This is a genomic window from Paramagnetospirillum kuznetsovii (genome assembly GCF_003284725.1).
GTDB classification, from domain to species: domain Bacteria; phylum Pseudomonadota; class Alphaproteobacteria; order Rhodospirillales; family Magnetospirillaceae; genus Phaeospirillum; species Phaeospirillum kuznetsovii.
On sequence record NZ_PGTO01000026.1, the window covers coordinates 1 to 12,857 of the forward strand.

Here is a 12,857-nt window from a genome sequence, read left to right on the forward strand (position 1 = left end):
TGGCCAGCGGCCAGGTATGCCGCGCAAACAGGCCGGACACATGACTGCCCCAGACCGGTGGTGCCTGCTTCACATTTCCCTTGCAACGCAGGGGCCGTCCACACATGAACGAGAAGCAGGTCGGGCTGCTGGTCATCAGCCCCATGATCATCGGCACCGCGATCCTGATGTGGCGACAGGGCGCCATGGGCTGGAAGCAGGTCGCGGCAGTCGCCGTGGCGGTCGCTTCCGTCGCCGGATTCTTGTTCTTCAATTTCTAATTCGCATGGCATATATGGGGCGTTGGTTCTTGACTTGGACGGCCCCCGGCTGCGTTCATTGAGAACGCCTCCATAAATCGAAAGCGAAAGCCGAATTGGTGAGCAGGGCAAAAACCGGACACACCTCGACAGGCCGCATGGCCTGGAGCGTTGTCGCGGCCCTGGCGCTGCTGCTTCAGGGAATTTTCGCCTTTGCCCCGATTCAGGCCGCCGATTCCTTCGTCATCGGCGCCGCCTCCATCTGCTCCGCCTCCGGCAAGACCGCCACGGAAGCCGGATCGGCCCATGAGGACGCTGCCTCCCATTGCCCCCTCTGCCAGTCGCTGCAGCCCAGCCTCGGCCTGACGCCACCGGCAACCCATTTCGGCCTGATCGTTGCCGCCCCCTCGCGTCTGGTCGCCGCCCCGGCGGCCGGAACGCCGGAGTCCGCCCCCGCGGCAAGCTTCCGCTCCCGCGCTCCTCCCATTCCCTCCTGAACCACGGCGGTGCCGTCCGATCCCCGATTCCGATGGGGACGGCGGCTGGTCCGCCTTTCCTTTTGACCGGCGGCACGACCGCCGGATCACGGATGGCGAGGGACACATGCATATCTCCACTTCCCCGCTCCGCCGCTCGGCGGTGACGCATTCCCAGGGCATCGAGCAGACCATTCTGGCCGCTCTGTCCGGTATTCCGGTCCTGGCCCCCCTGGCCGAACGGCCCATGGCGGAACTTCTCGCCATGGTGTCCATCCGCTTCCAGGACGATGGCGCCCCCCTGTTCAGCCAGGGCGACGCATCCGACAGCCTATATCTGGTGCTCGAAGGGGAGGTGGTGCTGTCCGCCTCGGCCTTTTCCGGCGGCGAAAGCACGGTCATCGGCATCGTCCAGGCTGGCGAGTGCTTCGGCGAGGAGGCCTTCCTGGGGCACCAGCGCCTGGTCAACGCGCGGGCCGGCATCGTCAGCCAAGTCATGGCCATCGACCCGGCCTTGGTCACCCGCGATGACCGCTCGATCCTGGAACACGTCTTCCGCCGCCTGACCACCTTGATGGCCGAGGTGGCGGCGCTCAAATCCGTTCCACCAGCCCAGCGGCTGGCCCGGCTGCTGATGTCCATGGCCCGCCAGGACGAAGGCGCCGTCACCCTTCCCCTACCGGCTATGCATAAGACCATGGCGGGCTGGGTGGGCGTGCGGCCGGAGACGTTCTCGTCGCGGGTCTTGCCCAAGTTGAAGGCGGTGGGTGTCAGCTTCGACGGCAACCGGATCGGTATCGCCGATCTGGCGGCGTTGGGCCGGTTCGCCCAATCGCGCTCGGTGATGAAGGGCGCCCGCTAAGTGATCCGGGCGATCCGCTGGCTGTCCCTGATCATCCTGTTGCTGAACATCCTGGCGGGCTCCTTGCTCGCCCCGGGATCGGCAGCGGCCGGGATTGACGGCGAACGGATCGTCGTATGCACCGCCGGCGGCATGGTGGTGCTGGATTCGAATGGACAGCCCAGCACCCCCCGATCCGACCATGGCGGCTTCTGCGCCTTCTGCCTGCCGCTGCTCCATGTTGGCGGCACCGCGCTGGCGCCCGAGTTCATCATTGAGCGGCCCCAGCCCCTGGTTCTGGCCGCCTATGGGGGCGAGCGGAGCCGGACCACCATCCTCACCCTTCCGCCCGGCGCGGCGCGGCCACGGGCTCCTCCTCTCGCCTGATCCCCAGGTTCCAAATCGTCATGCCCGCCGCTTGAACGGCGGGCTCATTGGATCGCGCGCGCCGTCATGGCACGCGCCAGGATCAGGACCAAAGTCATGACCACATCCTCCCAATTGTGGAGCCTGCACCACGATGGTCGGCATCACAGCGTCATCTCCGCCTCCGACGAAGGTCGAGCCTGGAAAATCGTTCAGGTTCTCCAGGATCTAGGCGACGTCCCCGCCGAGCCCCCCATCGCTCTTCTTCCCACCACCCCAGAGCTTGCCCGCCAAGTCAGCCGGGCGGCCCAAACCGCCAGGATCGACGAAGGTTTCCTCGCCTTCATGGCCAACGGAATGTTCATCACCCGACTGTGCGGCGCCGGTCTTGGCTGACCTCCCGATTTCCCCCTGACACAGGACATCACCATGCTCAAATTCAAGCTCGCCCTGTTTGCCACCCTGACCGCCCTGTCGCTGCTCTCGAGCGCCAGCACCTCCCTGGCCGCCGAGCCGCGGGTGGTGGCCAGCCTGCCACCGATCCATTCCCTGGTATCCCGGCTTCTCCAGGGCGTCGCCAAGCCGGAACTGCTCATGACCGGCCGGGTCGCCGATCATCTGGTCGAGTTGTCCGCCACCCAGATTCAGGCCCTGCGCCAAGCCGATCTGGTGGTGTGGAGCGGAGCCGAACTGGAAGGCGCCATCGCAGAGGCCGAGATGGTCCAGCCCACCCTGTCGAACCGGCTGCTGACCCTATCCGACAAGATCCCCATGCTGCCCATCACCACGGCTGGCAATCCCGACCGGCCCAGCGGCCGCCACGACCTGCGCTTCTGGCTTGACCCCCGACTGGTCCACCACGCCGTCCATATGATGGTCCCCACGCTGGTCCGGCTGTATCCCAATGCCACCGACCGGATTCTCGACAACGAGATCGCCCTGATACACGACCTGCATCATGTGGAGCATTCCATCCATGTGGCGCTGAAGACCCCGGACGGAACCCCGCTCCATGTGGGGGCCAGCGATCTGCGTTATCTGGAATGGCGGTTCAATCTGGCCCAGCAGGGCTGCGCCCGCAACGGCTTCGACCCGGTCGGCTTCAACCTCGCCCCCGGCTCGGCCCTCTACGGTCAGTTGATGGACGGCGCCCGCGATGCCTTGCTCGCCTGCCAGAACCGCAAGGTGGCATCGGCGGCGCCTTGACTTCATGCAGAACCCGTCGGCAGAGTAGCGCCATCATGATCAGGATCCGCAGCATCCAGCCACACCCAGCGCAGCCGCTTCTGAAAAGGCTTGGCTGTTGGCTGGCATTGGTGGTGCTGACCCTGCAATTGGCCGGAGCGGCGGTCGCGCCGACAATCTCTCCGGCCATCATCGCCACCGCCGATGACCACATGGTGATTTGTACCGTTGGCGGCATGGTCGAATTGGGCGAAGACGGCCTTCCGATCCCCGCCACCCCGGCGAAAGATCATGTCGGCCCTTGTGTCTTCTGCCTGCCGTTGCTGCACGGCCATGTGCTGGCGCAGACCCTTGCGACCACCGCGTTCGACAGAACGGATCTGGCCAGGTCGGAGAAGATCCTTCCCTCATCCCCCACCCACGCACCACCGGTTCGCCTTGCCGGAGCAGCATCGCCCCAGGCACCTCCTGTTTCGTGACTGATCGCTGAACGCCGCCCCCGGCTCATGCCGGGAAAGGCCGGACAAAAGCATCAAATGTCCGGCGACGTCACCTGGAGGATGCTCCATGCGGAGCAATGTAGCCCCACGGCATCCCGATCTGGATGCGAGGGATGCCGACTCGTCTGACACGGAAACTTCGCCGGAGCGCCTTTACGCCCGAAGCAGAGCTATTCTGCGTCCCGCCCTGGCTGGCCGACTGGGCAGCTTTGCCGACGCCGAAGACGTACTGCACGAAGCCTTCATCCGCTTCCTGAACGCCTATGCCGACCGCACCATCGCCAATCCCTTGGCGCTTCTGGCCCGGATCGCCATGAACATCATCCGTGATAGCGCCCGATCAGAAGGCTTTCGGCGGCGGCAGATGGGCGGCCAGACCGCGCCAATCTGCGCGGGGCCGCCACCCCACAGTCCGGAGACTCTCTGCTCCGACCGCCAGGGTTTGCAGCAGGTGCAAGATGCCATCAACCGATTGCCACCCCGTTGCCGCGAAGTCTTCCTGTTGCACCGACTGGACGGTATGCCCCATGCCGAGGTGGCCCGGACATTGGGAATCTCGCGCAGCATGGTTGAAAAGCACATGGCCCGCGCCGAAACACAACTTCGGGCGGAACTTGCCCATCATATTGACAGCCCGGCAGTCGCCGATGCTTGATAGCGCCATGGCTCGGCCCGACGACATCATTGCCAGCAAGATCGGAGTCCTTCGCTCGGTCTATGCCGGGGAAATCAACGCCCTGAAGCGCCGTGGTCGGCGACGCCGTGCCTTGCGGCTTGGCGGGCTGCTCGCCATCGGAGGCTGTGTCGCCGTCGCGGCCCTCCTCGGCCAGTTCGGCTGGCGCGAGGTTGCCGCCGGAAAGACGGCTCCGACGATCCTGGCACTTGGCGATGGCAGCCGCATCCATCTCGATGCCGGTGGCGTCGTTGAGATTCCGTTGGCTCCTTGGCGGCGCGAAGCCCGATTGTTGAAGGGCGATGCCGTCTTCGATGTGATCCATGATGACGCCCACCCCTTCGTCGTTCGGTCGGGAACGGCCACCGTGACCGATTTGGGCACCCGCTTCCTGGTCAGAGCGGGAAGGGAGAGTATCGGCGTTGCCGTCTTTGAAGGCCGGGTCGAGATCGTCTCCGCCATGCTCCCGGCAATGCTCGATGCTGGTCATGCCGCCGAAATATCCAAGGACGGCATCGTCCCGGCCGCCATGCCCGACGAGGCCGAGGCCACCGCCTGGCGGAACGGACGAATAGTCTTCCGCAATACCCCCTTGTCCGTTGTTGCCGAGCGCCTGTCGCGCTACCGGCCGGAACCGGTCCGGGTGGCAACCCCAACCATCGCCGACTTGAAAGTCAGCGGCAGCTTCCGCATCGACGATCCCGAAGGCGTTCTCCAAACCCTGGAGCGGGCCTTGCCAATCCGCGTCCGGCGTGATGGCGCCGCCGTGACCCTGACGGCCCGTCCCTGAATTTTTTCATCCACCGACCTGAGGACGCGTCCTCTCCATCCGTTTTACCTGCACATCCCCGCCTTGTCGGAGGGTGCGGCAACCAGAACGGCGATGAGGAGAGATCATGGTTCGCGTGCGTAGGGTCGGGGTCACAACCGCAATCTTGGCAATTCTCGCGACGCCGCCGGTCTGGGCCAAAGACGAGAAAGTCAGCATTGAGATCCCCGCCCAAAGCCTGTCCTCGGCCCTGGAAACACTGGCCTCTCAATCCCATAGCCAGTTGCTGTATTCCGCCGATCTGGTCCGCGACCTGAAAAGCGAGGCGGTCAAGGGCAGTTTCACCGCCGAGGAAGCCCTGCGGAAAATCCTGCACGGCAGTGGACTTGACCTCCGCAAGACCGCCGACGCGACTTTCACCATCATCAAAGTCGGGCAAACCACCGTCTTCGACCCGGTCATCATCACGGCCAAAAGGGATAAGCCCTACGCGCCGTCCACCGCGACAGTCGGCGGCAAGACCCCGACCTCCATCCGGGAAATCCCCAATTCGGTCTCGGTCATCACGCGCGAGCAGATGGACGATCAGAACATGACCGACCTGTCCCACGCCATGAACTGGGCGACCGGCATCGATACCCGTCCCAATGATGGAACTCAGAGCCAGTACTATTCCCGCGGCTACGCCATGAACGTCTTGTATGACGGCGTGCCAGCCTATAGCTCGCTGTCGGGATACCAGCAACTGGACTTGGCCATGTATGAGCGGATCGAGGTCATGCGCGGCCCCTCGGGCGTATTCCAGGGCAGCGGTGATTTCGGCGGCTCGGTCAATATGGTCCGCAAGCATGCCAAGGACAAGTTCTCCGCCGAGGCCACGACCTCGGTCGGTTCCTGGAACAATCTTCGCGGGATGGTGGACGTCACCGGGCCGCTGATCGAGTCCAAGACCCTGCGGGGGCGGTTGGTCTTTGCCGACAATGATCGCGACTACTTCTACGACCACGCCCACACCAAGAAATGGATGCTGTACGGCATCTTGGACTATGAGCCGAATCCGGATTGGACCTTCAGCTATTCGGCCACCCTGCAGGAAGACCGCAGCACCCCGTTCTACGGTCTGCCGGTCTATTCCAATCTCAGTCCCATCGCGTTCAACCGCTCCGCCAACCCCATGGCCGAATGGAGCAACATGGCCTGGCAAACCCATGAGGAACAGGTGCAGGGTGAGCACAAACTCGGCAACAACTGGAACGCAAAGGTTACCGGCAGTTGGCGCGAACAGACCTTGGGCTGGAAGGATGGTTATCCCGGCTCGGTGAACGCCGCCAACGACACCGCCACCTACACCATTCGCGACCGGTTCTATCGGTACGAGCGGCTTGCCGGAGACGCCTTCATCACCGGCCCGTTCACCCTGTTCGGCAGGGAACATACCGCCCTCTTCGGTGCCAATATCGAGTCTTTCGACAGCAACGGCACCTATGAAACCGCGAAGACGGTGGCCGGCGTCAACATCTTCAATCTTCCCAGCACCGTTACCAGTGAGCCGAGCCTGCAGCACACCCGTGGGAGCATGACCCACACCGTCCAGTACGGAGAGTATGGGAAATTGAGCTTCCGGGTCTTGGACCCGCTATTGCTCATCGTCGGCGGCCGGGTCAGCACCTTCGATTCCAAGAGCCGATCCATGACCTCGTCGGCCTGGGCCAACACCTGGAGCCAGGGAGCAAAGGCCGTCAACGAGTTCACCCCCTATGGCGGGGCGGTCCTGGACGTGACCAAGCAGACGTCCATCTACGCCAGCTATGCCGATATCTTCGCCCCGCAGACGTCGCTGACGGCAGACGGCTCAGTCCTGCCGCCCCGCACTGGCTGGCAAACGGAGATGGGCGTCAAGAACGAGTATATGGACGGTGCGCTGCGGTCCACGGTCGCCGTCTTCCTCATGCGCGACGTCAACCGCGCCGTCAGCGATCCCAACAATACCGGATATTCGATTGCGGCGGGTGAAGTGGAAAGCCGGGGCTGGGAAGCTGAACTGGCCGGCAGCCCGATCCCGGAATTGAAGATGACCGCCGGCTACACCTATCTGACCACCCAATATGTCAACGACCCCAATAACCAGGGTTCGACCTTCAGCACCTGGGAGCCGCGCCATAGCCTCAAGGCCTGGGGCGTCTACACCTTCCCCGAAGGCGCCGCTCTGGATGGATTCAGTGTCGGGTCCGGCATCATCGCCAAGAGCCACACCTGGGGAACCAGCCACAATCTGAATCAGAAAGCTTATACGGTCGTCGATGGCCAGATCGGCTATAAATTCAGCGATAACCTATCCTCGACCCTGACAGTCAACAACATCTTTGATACGATCTACTGGTCGAAGATTCTCAGCACCACCAACAACTTCTATGGAGAACCCAGAAGCGTCACATTTTCCATCCGGGCAGCCATGTAGGTGGAACGATAACATGAGACGTCGCCATCTTCTCATCGCTGGTACGGCCCTGGCTTCCAGTTTTACCATCCCCGCCATGGCCGCAACGGGCGATGGGGCGCCGCCCATCCCGGATTTGACGCCGCTGGAGAACGAGTTCGACAAATACCTGAAATGCCCCTATTGCGGCATGAACCGCAGACAATGGCACTTCAGCCGCCACCTGATCCATTACGAGGATGATACGGCGGAGGGGACATGCTCGCTTCGTTGCGCGGCGGTTTCCTTGATGGTCAACCTCCGTCGCGGGGCCAGGATCATCTATGCCCCGGACAATGGATCGGGCGAGGAGATCAAGCCCTTGGTCAATGCCGAATTCGCCACCTATGTCATCGGTGGCGACCACCGGGCGGTAATGACCAAAGTGCCCAAGACACCATTCGCCTCCAGGCTTGCGGCCGAAGCGGCCAGGGGTGACGGTGAACTCAGCGATTTCGACGGCGCCCTGAAATTGGCCTACTCCCATCTGGTGGAGGCAATGACCATGGGGCGACGGCGACGGGAGGAGAACCGGCACAAGGCCGCTCAACCACCGACTTGACCAGGATCATTCGCTTCAGGTTGAATTAGCCCCAACGTGATATGAAGCACCTGGGGAGCAACCCGTCATGAGCGAATCCGTGACCAAACCACCGGCCATCCGGCGTCAGCGCCTGCAACGCCAGCGTTCGCTGGCCAAGACCGGCATGGCCGCGGCCATGGGGGCGCTGGTGCTGACCGGCTATCTGCGCGGCCACAAGGCCCGGCTGGCCCATGTGGTGGCCGGGGTGGCATTGCTCGGCCTGTCCTACTGGCATGTCACTCTTTACGCCAACGACCCGGCACGGCGCACGGGATGAGAGCGGTGACTCCCAGACAGCGGGTGTGCTAAATTAGATTTGTCTTTAGCGGACGAGGTTTGATGGCTCCGACCCAGGGCAAGAGAATGGCACCAGCCAAGCGGTTCGCCGCCTGGGTGGGAGTGCTTGCCCTGGCGCTGCAAATCCTGCTTCCCCTTGCCCCGGTCCAGGCGGCGCTGTCCGTGGATCAGGAACTGGCGGCATCCATCTGCCATTCCCCGTCTTCCGACAGCGTTCCGGCACCGGCCCAGGCCAGCCACGACCATTGCCAGTTCTGCCAGATTCATGTGGGCGCCAAGCTGCTGGCTCCAGCCCAGGACATGAGTGCCGTCCCCCGGCTAAGCGGGCTGATCATCGCTCCGATTCCGCTCGAGCTTTCGGTTGCGGAACGCCTTGCCGGTCAATCCCATACCCCACGCGGTCCACCCACCGTCCTTTCCTGATCCTTAGGGGGCCGATGCCCCCGGCTCATGTGAAATGGAAGGACCGATCATGACCAATCCCACCTCCAAGAGTGTGGCCAAGACCGAACAGGTCGGCCTGGGCTCGCTTCTCATCGGCACCGGCCTAACCGTGGCCTCGCTGATCCTGGTTCCGGCGCTGTCGCAGAGCATCGGCGTGGGGCCAAGCCTCACCGGCGCGCTGCGCGTCGTCCTGATGAAGGCGGCGGCCCGGGTCTGATGCGCAAATCCGATGGGTTCCTGATCGTATGGGCGGCGCTGCTGGGGCTGTTCGGCGCCAGCTTCGTCGATGCCGTGATGGGATTGCGCCAGGCCCAGCCGGGATTAGCGGAAAAGGCCGATATGGTGGAGCGCCTGGGCCTGACCGACCTCGTCCTGTTCACCGAGGCGCGCTACACCCGCCACCCCAGCCAGGCCGACCTGCATTCAGCCTTTCAGGACCATCCCTTCGCCCTGGATCACTTTCCCACCGGCTCGCTGCTGCCGCCGCCCATGCTGAAAAGACATCCCGGATGAGCCCTTGGCTGCACAAGCAACGCAACCTGCTGGACTTCACCTTGTCGTCGCTATCGCGGCGGCGGGGCAAGACGCTGGGCATGATGGCGGTCTATACCAGTATCGTCTTCGTGCTGGCCTCGGTGATGCTGTTCTCCCACGCCATCCGCCGCGAAGCCGCCACCGTCCTGGCCAAGAGCCCGGAAGTGCTGGTCCAGCGCATGGTGGCGGGCCGCCATGACCTGATCCCCGCCCGCTATCTCGACGCCATCAAGGGGGTGCGAGGGGTGCAATCGGCGGAGGGACGGCTGTGGGGCTATCTGTTCGACCCGGCCGCCGCCGCCAATTACACCCTGATGGTGCCGACCAATCCCCGCATCGAACCGGGCAAGGTGGTGATCGGCGACGGCGTGGTCCGGGCCAGAAGCGCCGATCCCGGCGATCTGATGAGTTTCCGCGCCCATGATGGCGCCCTGGTCCAGTTCAAGGTGGACAAGACCATCTCGCGGGACTCCGCCCTGGTCTCCGCCGACCTGTTCCTGGTGGCGGAGGAGGATTTCCGCCGCCTGTTCGGCATCGCGCCCGGCCTGTTCACCGATCTGGCCATCAGTGTCCGCAACCCGCGCGAGGTGACCAAGATCGCCGAGAAGATCGACGCGGCATTGCCCGACACCCGCATCATCTTGCGGGACGAGATCCTGCGCACCTACGAATCGGTGTTCGACTGGCGCGAGGGCATGCTGCTGGTGCTGCTGGCCGGTTCCATTTTGGCCTTCGCCATATTTTCCTGGGAAAAGGCCTCCGGCCTGTCGGCGGAAGAACGGCGCGAGATCGGCATCTTGAAGGCGGTGGGCTGGGAGACCGGCGACGTCATCCGCCTGAAGATGCTGGAAGGCATGGTGGTGTCGCTGTCGGCATTCCTGATCGGCTATCTGCTGGCCTATCTGCACGTCTTCCATTTCGGCGCCGGGCTGTTCGAGCCGGTGCTGAAGGGCTGGGCGGTGCTGTACCCGAAATACCGGCTCGCCCCCTTCGTCGATGAATTGCAGGTGGCGACCTTGTTCTTCTTCACGGTGTTTCCCTACACCATCGCCACGGTGGTGCCCATCTGGCGGGCCGCCATCGTCGATCCCGATACGGTGATGCGATGATCCATCTTTCCGACGTCCGCAAAGCCTTCAACCAAGGCAAGCCCAACGAGTTCTGGGCCTTGAAGGGGATCGACCTCAGCGTCAGGGCTGGCAAGGTAACGGTGTTCCGCGGCCCCTCGGGCTCCGGCAAGACCACGCTTCTGACCCTGGTCGGCTGTCTGGCCAGGCCCACCACAGGGCGGGTGCGCCTGCGCGACCGCGACATTTCCGGCCTGCCCGAGCGCTTCCTCACCGATATCCGCCGGTCCACCTTCGGCTTCGTGTTTCAGCAGTTCAACCTGCTGAAGGGCATCAGCGCCGTGGAGAACGTCATGGTTCCGGCCTATCCGCTGGGCCGCTGCCGCACCGAGCTTTCCGCCCGCGCCCATGCCCTGATGGACAGCCTGGATATCGGGCCGAAGGCTCATTCCAATGCCGAATGGCTGTCGGGCGGCGAGGCCCAGCGCGTCGCTATCGCCCGCGCCCTGATCAACGACCCCGAGGTGGTGATCGCCGACGAGCCCACCGCCAATCTGGACAGCGAGCGCTCGAAGCAGTTTCTCGGCATCGTCGAGACCCTCAAGGCCTCGGGCAAGACCGTGCTGATGACCAGCCACGATCCCCTGGTCTGCGATACCGAGGTGGTGGACCATGTGGTCAGCCTGCGTGACGGCCAATTGGTGGACACCCGCTGATGCTGTTCCAGCCCGCCATCATTGCCCTGCTGCTGGCCTCGTTGGTGGGAACCCTGATGGTCGCCTCCTCGGTGCCGTTCGCGGTGCGGGTGCTGCGGTCGTGGGACACCGCCAGCGGCTCGGAACGCCAGTTGGAGATGGAAAAGCGGACCTATCTGGTCTCCACCCTGCTGGTGGTGGTGCTGTTGTCCGAACTGGCCTCGCTGATTCTGTTCGTGTTCAACGCCGACCGCATGGCGAGCCTGTTCGTCGGCGCCATGTGCGCGGTGGGAACGCTGAACGTCAACGATTTCGGCTTTCCCACCCTGTATCTCAAAATCCTCGTGTTCTTCGCCGCCGCCGGATGGCTGGCGCTGAACCATGTGGATTCGCGCGGCTTCGACTATCCGCTGGTGCGGGTGAAGTACGGCGCCCTGATCGCCCTGGCGCCGGTGCTGGCCGGGGCCGCCGGGGTGCAGTTGGCCTATTTCCTGGGCCTTCGTGCCGACGTCATCGCGTCGTGCTGCTCCACCTTGTTTTCCGGCTCCACCCAGGTGACCAGCGACAAGCTGGCGGCCGTGGCGCCCGAGGCGGCGCTGGCCGCCCTGGCGGCGATACTGGGTCTGGTGATGCTGATCGGTCGGCGGGTGTTGTCCTCGGGCAAGGGCGGCGTGGTCTATGCCATTGCGTCCCTGGTCGCCTTCGCCGTTTCCCTGGAGGCGGTGGTGGCCGCCATCTCGGTCTATGTCTATGAATTGCCGCATCATCACTGCCCGTTCTGCATCCTGAAGGGCGAGTACGGCCATGTGGGCTATGCGCTTTATATCCCGCTGTTCGCCGCCGCCGCCCTGGGTCTGGCCGGTGGGATCGCCCAGCCCGCGGCACGCATCCCCAGCCTGGCCGAGGCGGCGCCCCGGATCATGCGCCGCTGCGTCAAGACCTCCATGACCGGTTTCGGCCTGTTCGGAGCGATAACGATCTGGCTGATCTGGCGCTCGCACCTGATCCTGATCGAGCAATCGCCCCTTCATCTCATCTTGTCGGGAGGACAGCCATGAGAGCGTTCCGCCTGTTGGCCGTCCTGCTGCTGCTCGCCGCCTGCGACGATTCGGGCGGCAAGGCTCCTCATGTGGGCGAAGCGCCGCCAGCCTTCAAGCTGGCCACCCTGACCGACGGCGCCATGGACTATCCCGCCCAACTGGCTGGAAAGGTGGTGGTGGTGCGGTTCTGGGCCACTTGGTGCCCGTTCTGCAAGGAAGAGATGAAGACCATCCAGACGGTGTGGACCCAACACCGCGACAAGGGCTTCGAGGTGCTGGCCATCAATGCCGGGCAGGAGAAGGGCGACATCGAGGGCTTTATCACCAAACTGGGCGTCACCTATCCGGTGCTGCTGGACCCCGGCTCGAAGGTGACCAGGGCATACGGCGTCACCGGTCTGCCCATGACCCTGTTCGTGGGGCGCGACGGCAAGATCAAGGGCCGCATCCTGGGCGAGACCGACGAGGCCACCTTCCGCCGCAAGGTGGAGGAGTTGCTATGAGCACACCCGAGACTTGCGACCTTTGCGGGCTGCCGGTGCCCAAGGACGGAATACACTTGAAGGCCGGGGAAAAGGATATGGCCTTCTGCTGCGAAGGCTGCCGAGGCATCTGGGTGATGCTGAACCCGAATGCCGTCAAGGATAAGGGGAGCGAAAAATGATGAGCAAT

General features: G+C 63.9%; 20 protein-coding genes. All 20 read left to right on the forward strand.

Annotated elements, in window-relative coordinates; genetic code table 11:
- The first annotated feature begins 104 nt into the window (after window positions 1-104).
- The 20 genes from CU669_RS21475 (at window position 105) to CU669_RS18950 (ending at window position 12,849) form a co-directional block, all read left to right on the forward strand.
- Complete coding sequence (locus tag CU669_RS21475; protein ID WP_161539720.1) at window positions 105-260, forward strand: hypothetical protein; 156 nt, start codon at window positions 105-107, stop codon at window positions 258-260.
- Window positions 261-397: 137 nt separating this feature from the next.
- On the forward strand, window positions 398-736 hold the full coding sequence (locus CU669_RS18860; RefSeq protein WP_112147148.1) for a DUF2946 family protein: 339 nt from the start codon (window positions 398-400) through the stop codon (window positions 734-736).
- Between the two features lie 106 nt (window positions 737-842).
- Window positions 843-1,577, forward strand: a complete 735-nt coding sequence (locus CU669_RS18865; protein ID WP_112147149.1) for a Crp/Fnr family transcriptional regulator — start codon at window positions 843-845, stop codon at window positions 1,575-1,577.
- Window positions 1,578-1,943, forward strand: a complete 366-nt coding sequence (locus CU669_RS18870; protein ID WP_112147150.1) for a DUF2946 family protein — start codon at window positions 1,578-1,580, stop codon at window positions 1,941-1,943.
- 96 nt (window positions 1,944-2,039) lie between these two features.
- Window positions 2,040-2,318 carry a hypothetical protein gene (locus CU669_RS18875; protein WP_146747792.1) on the forward strand — a complete coding sequence of 93 codons (279 nt, stop codon included), beginning with the start codon at window positions 2,040-2,042 and terminating at the stop codon, window positions 2,316-2,318.
- Between the two features lie 33 nt (window positions 2,319-2,351).
- Window positions 2,352-3,128, forward strand: coding sequence for a metal ABC transporter substrate-binding protein (locus CU669_RS18880; RefSeq protein WP_112147152.1), 777 nt, complete (start codon window positions 2,352-2,354; stop codon window positions 3,126-3,128).
- 35 nt (window positions 3,129-3,163) lie between these two features.
- The gene (locus CU669_RS18885; RefSeq protein ID WP_112147153.1) at window positions 3,164-3,586 is read left to right on the forward strand and encodes a DUF2946 family protein; all 423 of its coding nucleotides are present in this window, start codon (window positions 3,164-3,166) and stop codon (window positions 3,584-3,586) included.
- A gap of 88 nt (window positions 3,587-3,674) precedes the next feature.
- Window positions 3,675-4,262 (forward strand): RNA polymerase sigma factor, encoded by a 588-nt coding sequence (locus tag CU669_RS18890; RefSeq protein ID WP_112147154.1) that lies wholly within the window; start codon window positions 3,675-3,677, stop codon window positions 4,260-4,262.
- On the forward strand, window positions 4,255-5,070 hold the full coding sequence (locus CU669_RS18895; protein ID WP_161539721.1) for a FecR family protein: 816 nt from the start codon (window positions 4,255-4,257) through the stop codon (window positions 5,068-5,070). The genes CU669_RS18890 and CU669_RS18895 overlap by 8 nt, the downstream gene beginning before the upstream one ends.
- A 106-nt stretch (window positions 5,071-5,176) precedes the next feature.
- Window positions 5,177-7,507, forward strand: coding sequence for a TonB-dependent siderophore receptor (locus CU669_RS18900; RefSeq protein WP_112147156.1), 2,331 nt, complete (start codon window positions 5,177-5,179; stop codon window positions 7,505-7,507).
- Between the two features lie 13 nt (window positions 7,508-7,520).
- Complete coding sequence (locus CU669_RS18905) at window positions 7,521-8,087, forward strand: nitrous oxide reductase accessory protein NosL (protein ID WP_112147157.1); 567 nt, start codon at window positions 7,521-7,523, stop codon at window positions 8,085-8,087.
- A gap of 67 nt (window positions 8,088-8,154) precedes the next feature.
- Window positions 8,155-8,385: a hypothetical protein gene (locus CU669_RS18910; protein ID WP_112147158.1), complete on the forward strand. Its 231-nt coding sequence runs from the start codon at window positions 8,155-8,157 to the stop codon at window positions 8,383-8,385.
- Window positions 8,386-8,471: 86 nt separating this feature from the next.
- The gene (locus CU669_RS18915) at window positions 8,472-8,828 is read left to right on the forward strand and encodes a DUF2946 family protein (RefSeq protein WP_239988793.1); all 357 of its coding nucleotides are present in this window, start codon (window positions 8,472-8,474) and stop codon (window positions 8,826-8,828) included.
- A gap of 49 nt (window positions 8,829-8,877) precedes the next feature.
- Window positions 8,878-9,066, forward strand: coding sequence for a hypothetical protein (locus tag CU669_RS18920; RefSeq protein ID WP_112147189.1), 189 nt, complete (start codon window positions 8,878-8,880; stop codon window positions 9,064-9,066).
- Window positions 9,066-9,362, forward strand: a complete 297-nt coding sequence (locus tag CU669_RS18925) for a hypothetical protein (RefSeq protein ID WP_112147160.1) — start codon at window positions 9,066-9,068, stop codon at window positions 9,360-9,362. Before CU669_RS18920 ends, CU669_RS18925 begins: the two co-directional genes overlap by 1 nt.
- Window positions 9,359-10,492 carry an ABC transporter permease gene (locus tag CU669_RS18930; protein ID WP_112147161.1) on the forward strand — a complete coding sequence of 378 codons (1,134 nt, stop codon included), beginning with the start codon at window positions 9,359-9,361 and terminating at the stop codon, window positions 10,490-10,492. Before CU669_RS18925 ends, CU669_RS18930 begins: the two co-directional genes overlap by 4 nt.
- Window positions 10,489-11,166: an ABC transporter ATP-binding protein gene (locus tag CU669_RS18935; protein ID WP_112147162.1), complete on the forward strand. Its 678-nt coding sequence runs from the start codon at window positions 10,489-10,491 to the stop codon at window positions 11,164-11,166. Before CU669_RS18930 ends, CU669_RS18935 begins: the two co-directional genes overlap by 4 nt.
- Window positions 11,166-12,203, forward strand: a complete 1,038-nt coding sequence (locus tag CU669_RS18940) for a hypothetical protein (RefSeq protein ID WP_112147163.1) — start codon at window positions 11,166-11,168, stop codon at window positions 12,201-12,203. Before CU669_RS18935 ends, CU669_RS18940 begins: the two co-directional genes overlap by 1 nt.
- Window positions 12,200-12,688 (forward strand): TlpA family protein disulfide reductase, encoded by a 489-nt coding sequence (locus CU669_RS18945; protein WP_112147164.1) that lies wholly within the window; start codon window positions 12,200-12,202, stop codon window positions 12,686-12,688. Before CU669_RS18940 ends, CU669_RS18945 begins: the two co-directional genes overlap by 4 nt.
- On the forward strand, window positions 12,685-12,849 hold the full coding sequence (locus CU669_RS18950; protein ID WP_112147165.1) for a heavy metal translocating P-type ATPase metal-binding domain-containing protein: 165 nt from the start codon (window positions 12,685-12,687) through the stop codon (window positions 12,847-12,849). Before CU669_RS18945 ends, CU669_RS18950 begins: the two co-directional genes overlap by 4 nt.
- The last annotated feature ends 8 nt before the right edge of the window (window positions 12,850-12,857 follow it).

What these genes read in the sequence shown, in the direction of transcription:
- CU669_RS21475 (WP_161539720.1), top strand. Translation starts at nt 105, where the DNA reads ATGAACGAGAAGCAGGTCGGGCTGCTGGTCATCAGCCCCATGATCATC.
- CU669_RS18885 (WP_112147153.1), top strand. Translation starts at nt 3,164, where the DNA reads ATGATCAGGATCCGCAGCATCCAGCCACACCCAGCGCAGCCGCTTCTG.
- CU669_RS18890 (WP_112147154.1), top strand. Translation starts at nt 3,675, where the DNA reads ATGCGGAGCAATGTAGCCCCACGGCATCCCGATCTGGATGCGAGGGAT.
- CU669_RS18880 (WP_112147152.1), top strand. Translation starts at nt 2,352, where the DNA reads ATGCTCAAATTCAAGCTCGCCCTGTTTGCCACCCTGACCGCCCTGTCG.
- CU669_RS18945 (WP_112147164.1), top strand. Translation starts at nt 12,200, where the DNA reads ATGAGAGCGTTCCGCCTGTTGGCCGTCCTGCTGCTGCTCGCCGCCTGC.
- CU669_RS18950 (WP_112147165.1), top strand. Translation starts at nt 12,685, where the DNA reads ATGAGCACACCCGAGACTTGCGACCTTTGCGGGCTGCCGGTGCCCAAG.
- CU669_RS18940 (WP_112147163.1), top strand. Translation starts at nt 11,166, where the DNA reads ATGCTGTTCCAGCCCGCCATCATTGCCCTGCTGCTGGCCTCGTTGGTG.
- CU669_RS18895 (WP_161539721.1), top strand. Translation starts at nt 4,255, where the DNA reads ATGCTTGATAGCGCCATGGCTCGGCCCGACGACATCATTGCCAGCAAG.
- CU669_RS18930 (WP_112147161.1), top strand. Translation starts at nt 9,359, where the DNA reads ATGAGCCCTTGGCTGCACAAGCAACGCAACCTGCTGGACTTCACCTTG.
- CU669_RS18925 (WP_112147160.1), top strand. Translation starts at nt 9,066, where the DNA reads ATGCGCAAATCCGATGGGTTCCTGATCGTATGGGCGGCGCTGCTGGGG.
- CU669_RS18875 (WP_146747792.1), top strand. Translation starts at nt 2,040, where the DNA reads ATGACCACATCCTCCCAATTGTGGAGCCTGCACCACGATGGTCGGCAT.
- CU669_RS18905 (WP_112147157.1), top strand. Translation starts at nt 7,521, where the DNA reads ATGAGACGTCGCCATCTTCTCATCGCTGGTACGGCCCTGGCTTCCAGT.
- CU669_RS18915 (WP_239988793.1), top strand. Translation starts at nt 8,472, where the DNA reads ATGGCACCAGCCAAGCGGTTCGCCGCCTGGGTGGGAGTGCTTGCCCTG.
- CU669_RS18920 (WP_112147189.1), top strand. Translation starts at nt 8,878, where the DNA reads ATGACCAATCCCACCTCCAAGAGTGTGGCCAAGACCGAACAGGTCGGC.
- CU669_RS18900 (WP_112147156.1), top strand. Translation starts at nt 5,177, where the DNA reads ATGGTTCGCGTGCGTAGGGTCGGGGTCACAACCGCAATCTTGGCAATT.
- CU669_RS18910 (WP_112147158.1), top strand. Translation starts at nt 8,155, where the DNA reads ATGAGCGAATCCGTGACCAAACCACCGGCCATCCGGCGTCAGCGCCTG.
- CU669_RS18865 (WP_112147149.1), top strand. Translation starts at nt 843, where the DNA reads ATGCATATCTCCACTTCCCCGCTCCGCCGCTCGGCGGTGACGCATTCC.
- CU669_RS18860 (WP_112147148.1), top strand. Translation starts at nt 398, where the DNA reads ATGGCCTGGAGCGTTGTCGCGGCCCTGGCGCTGCTGCTTCAGGGAATT.
- CU669_RS18935 (WP_112147162.1), top strand. Translation starts at nt 10,489, where the DNA reads ATGATCCATCTTTCCGACGTCCGCAAAGCCTTCAACCAAGGCAAGCCC.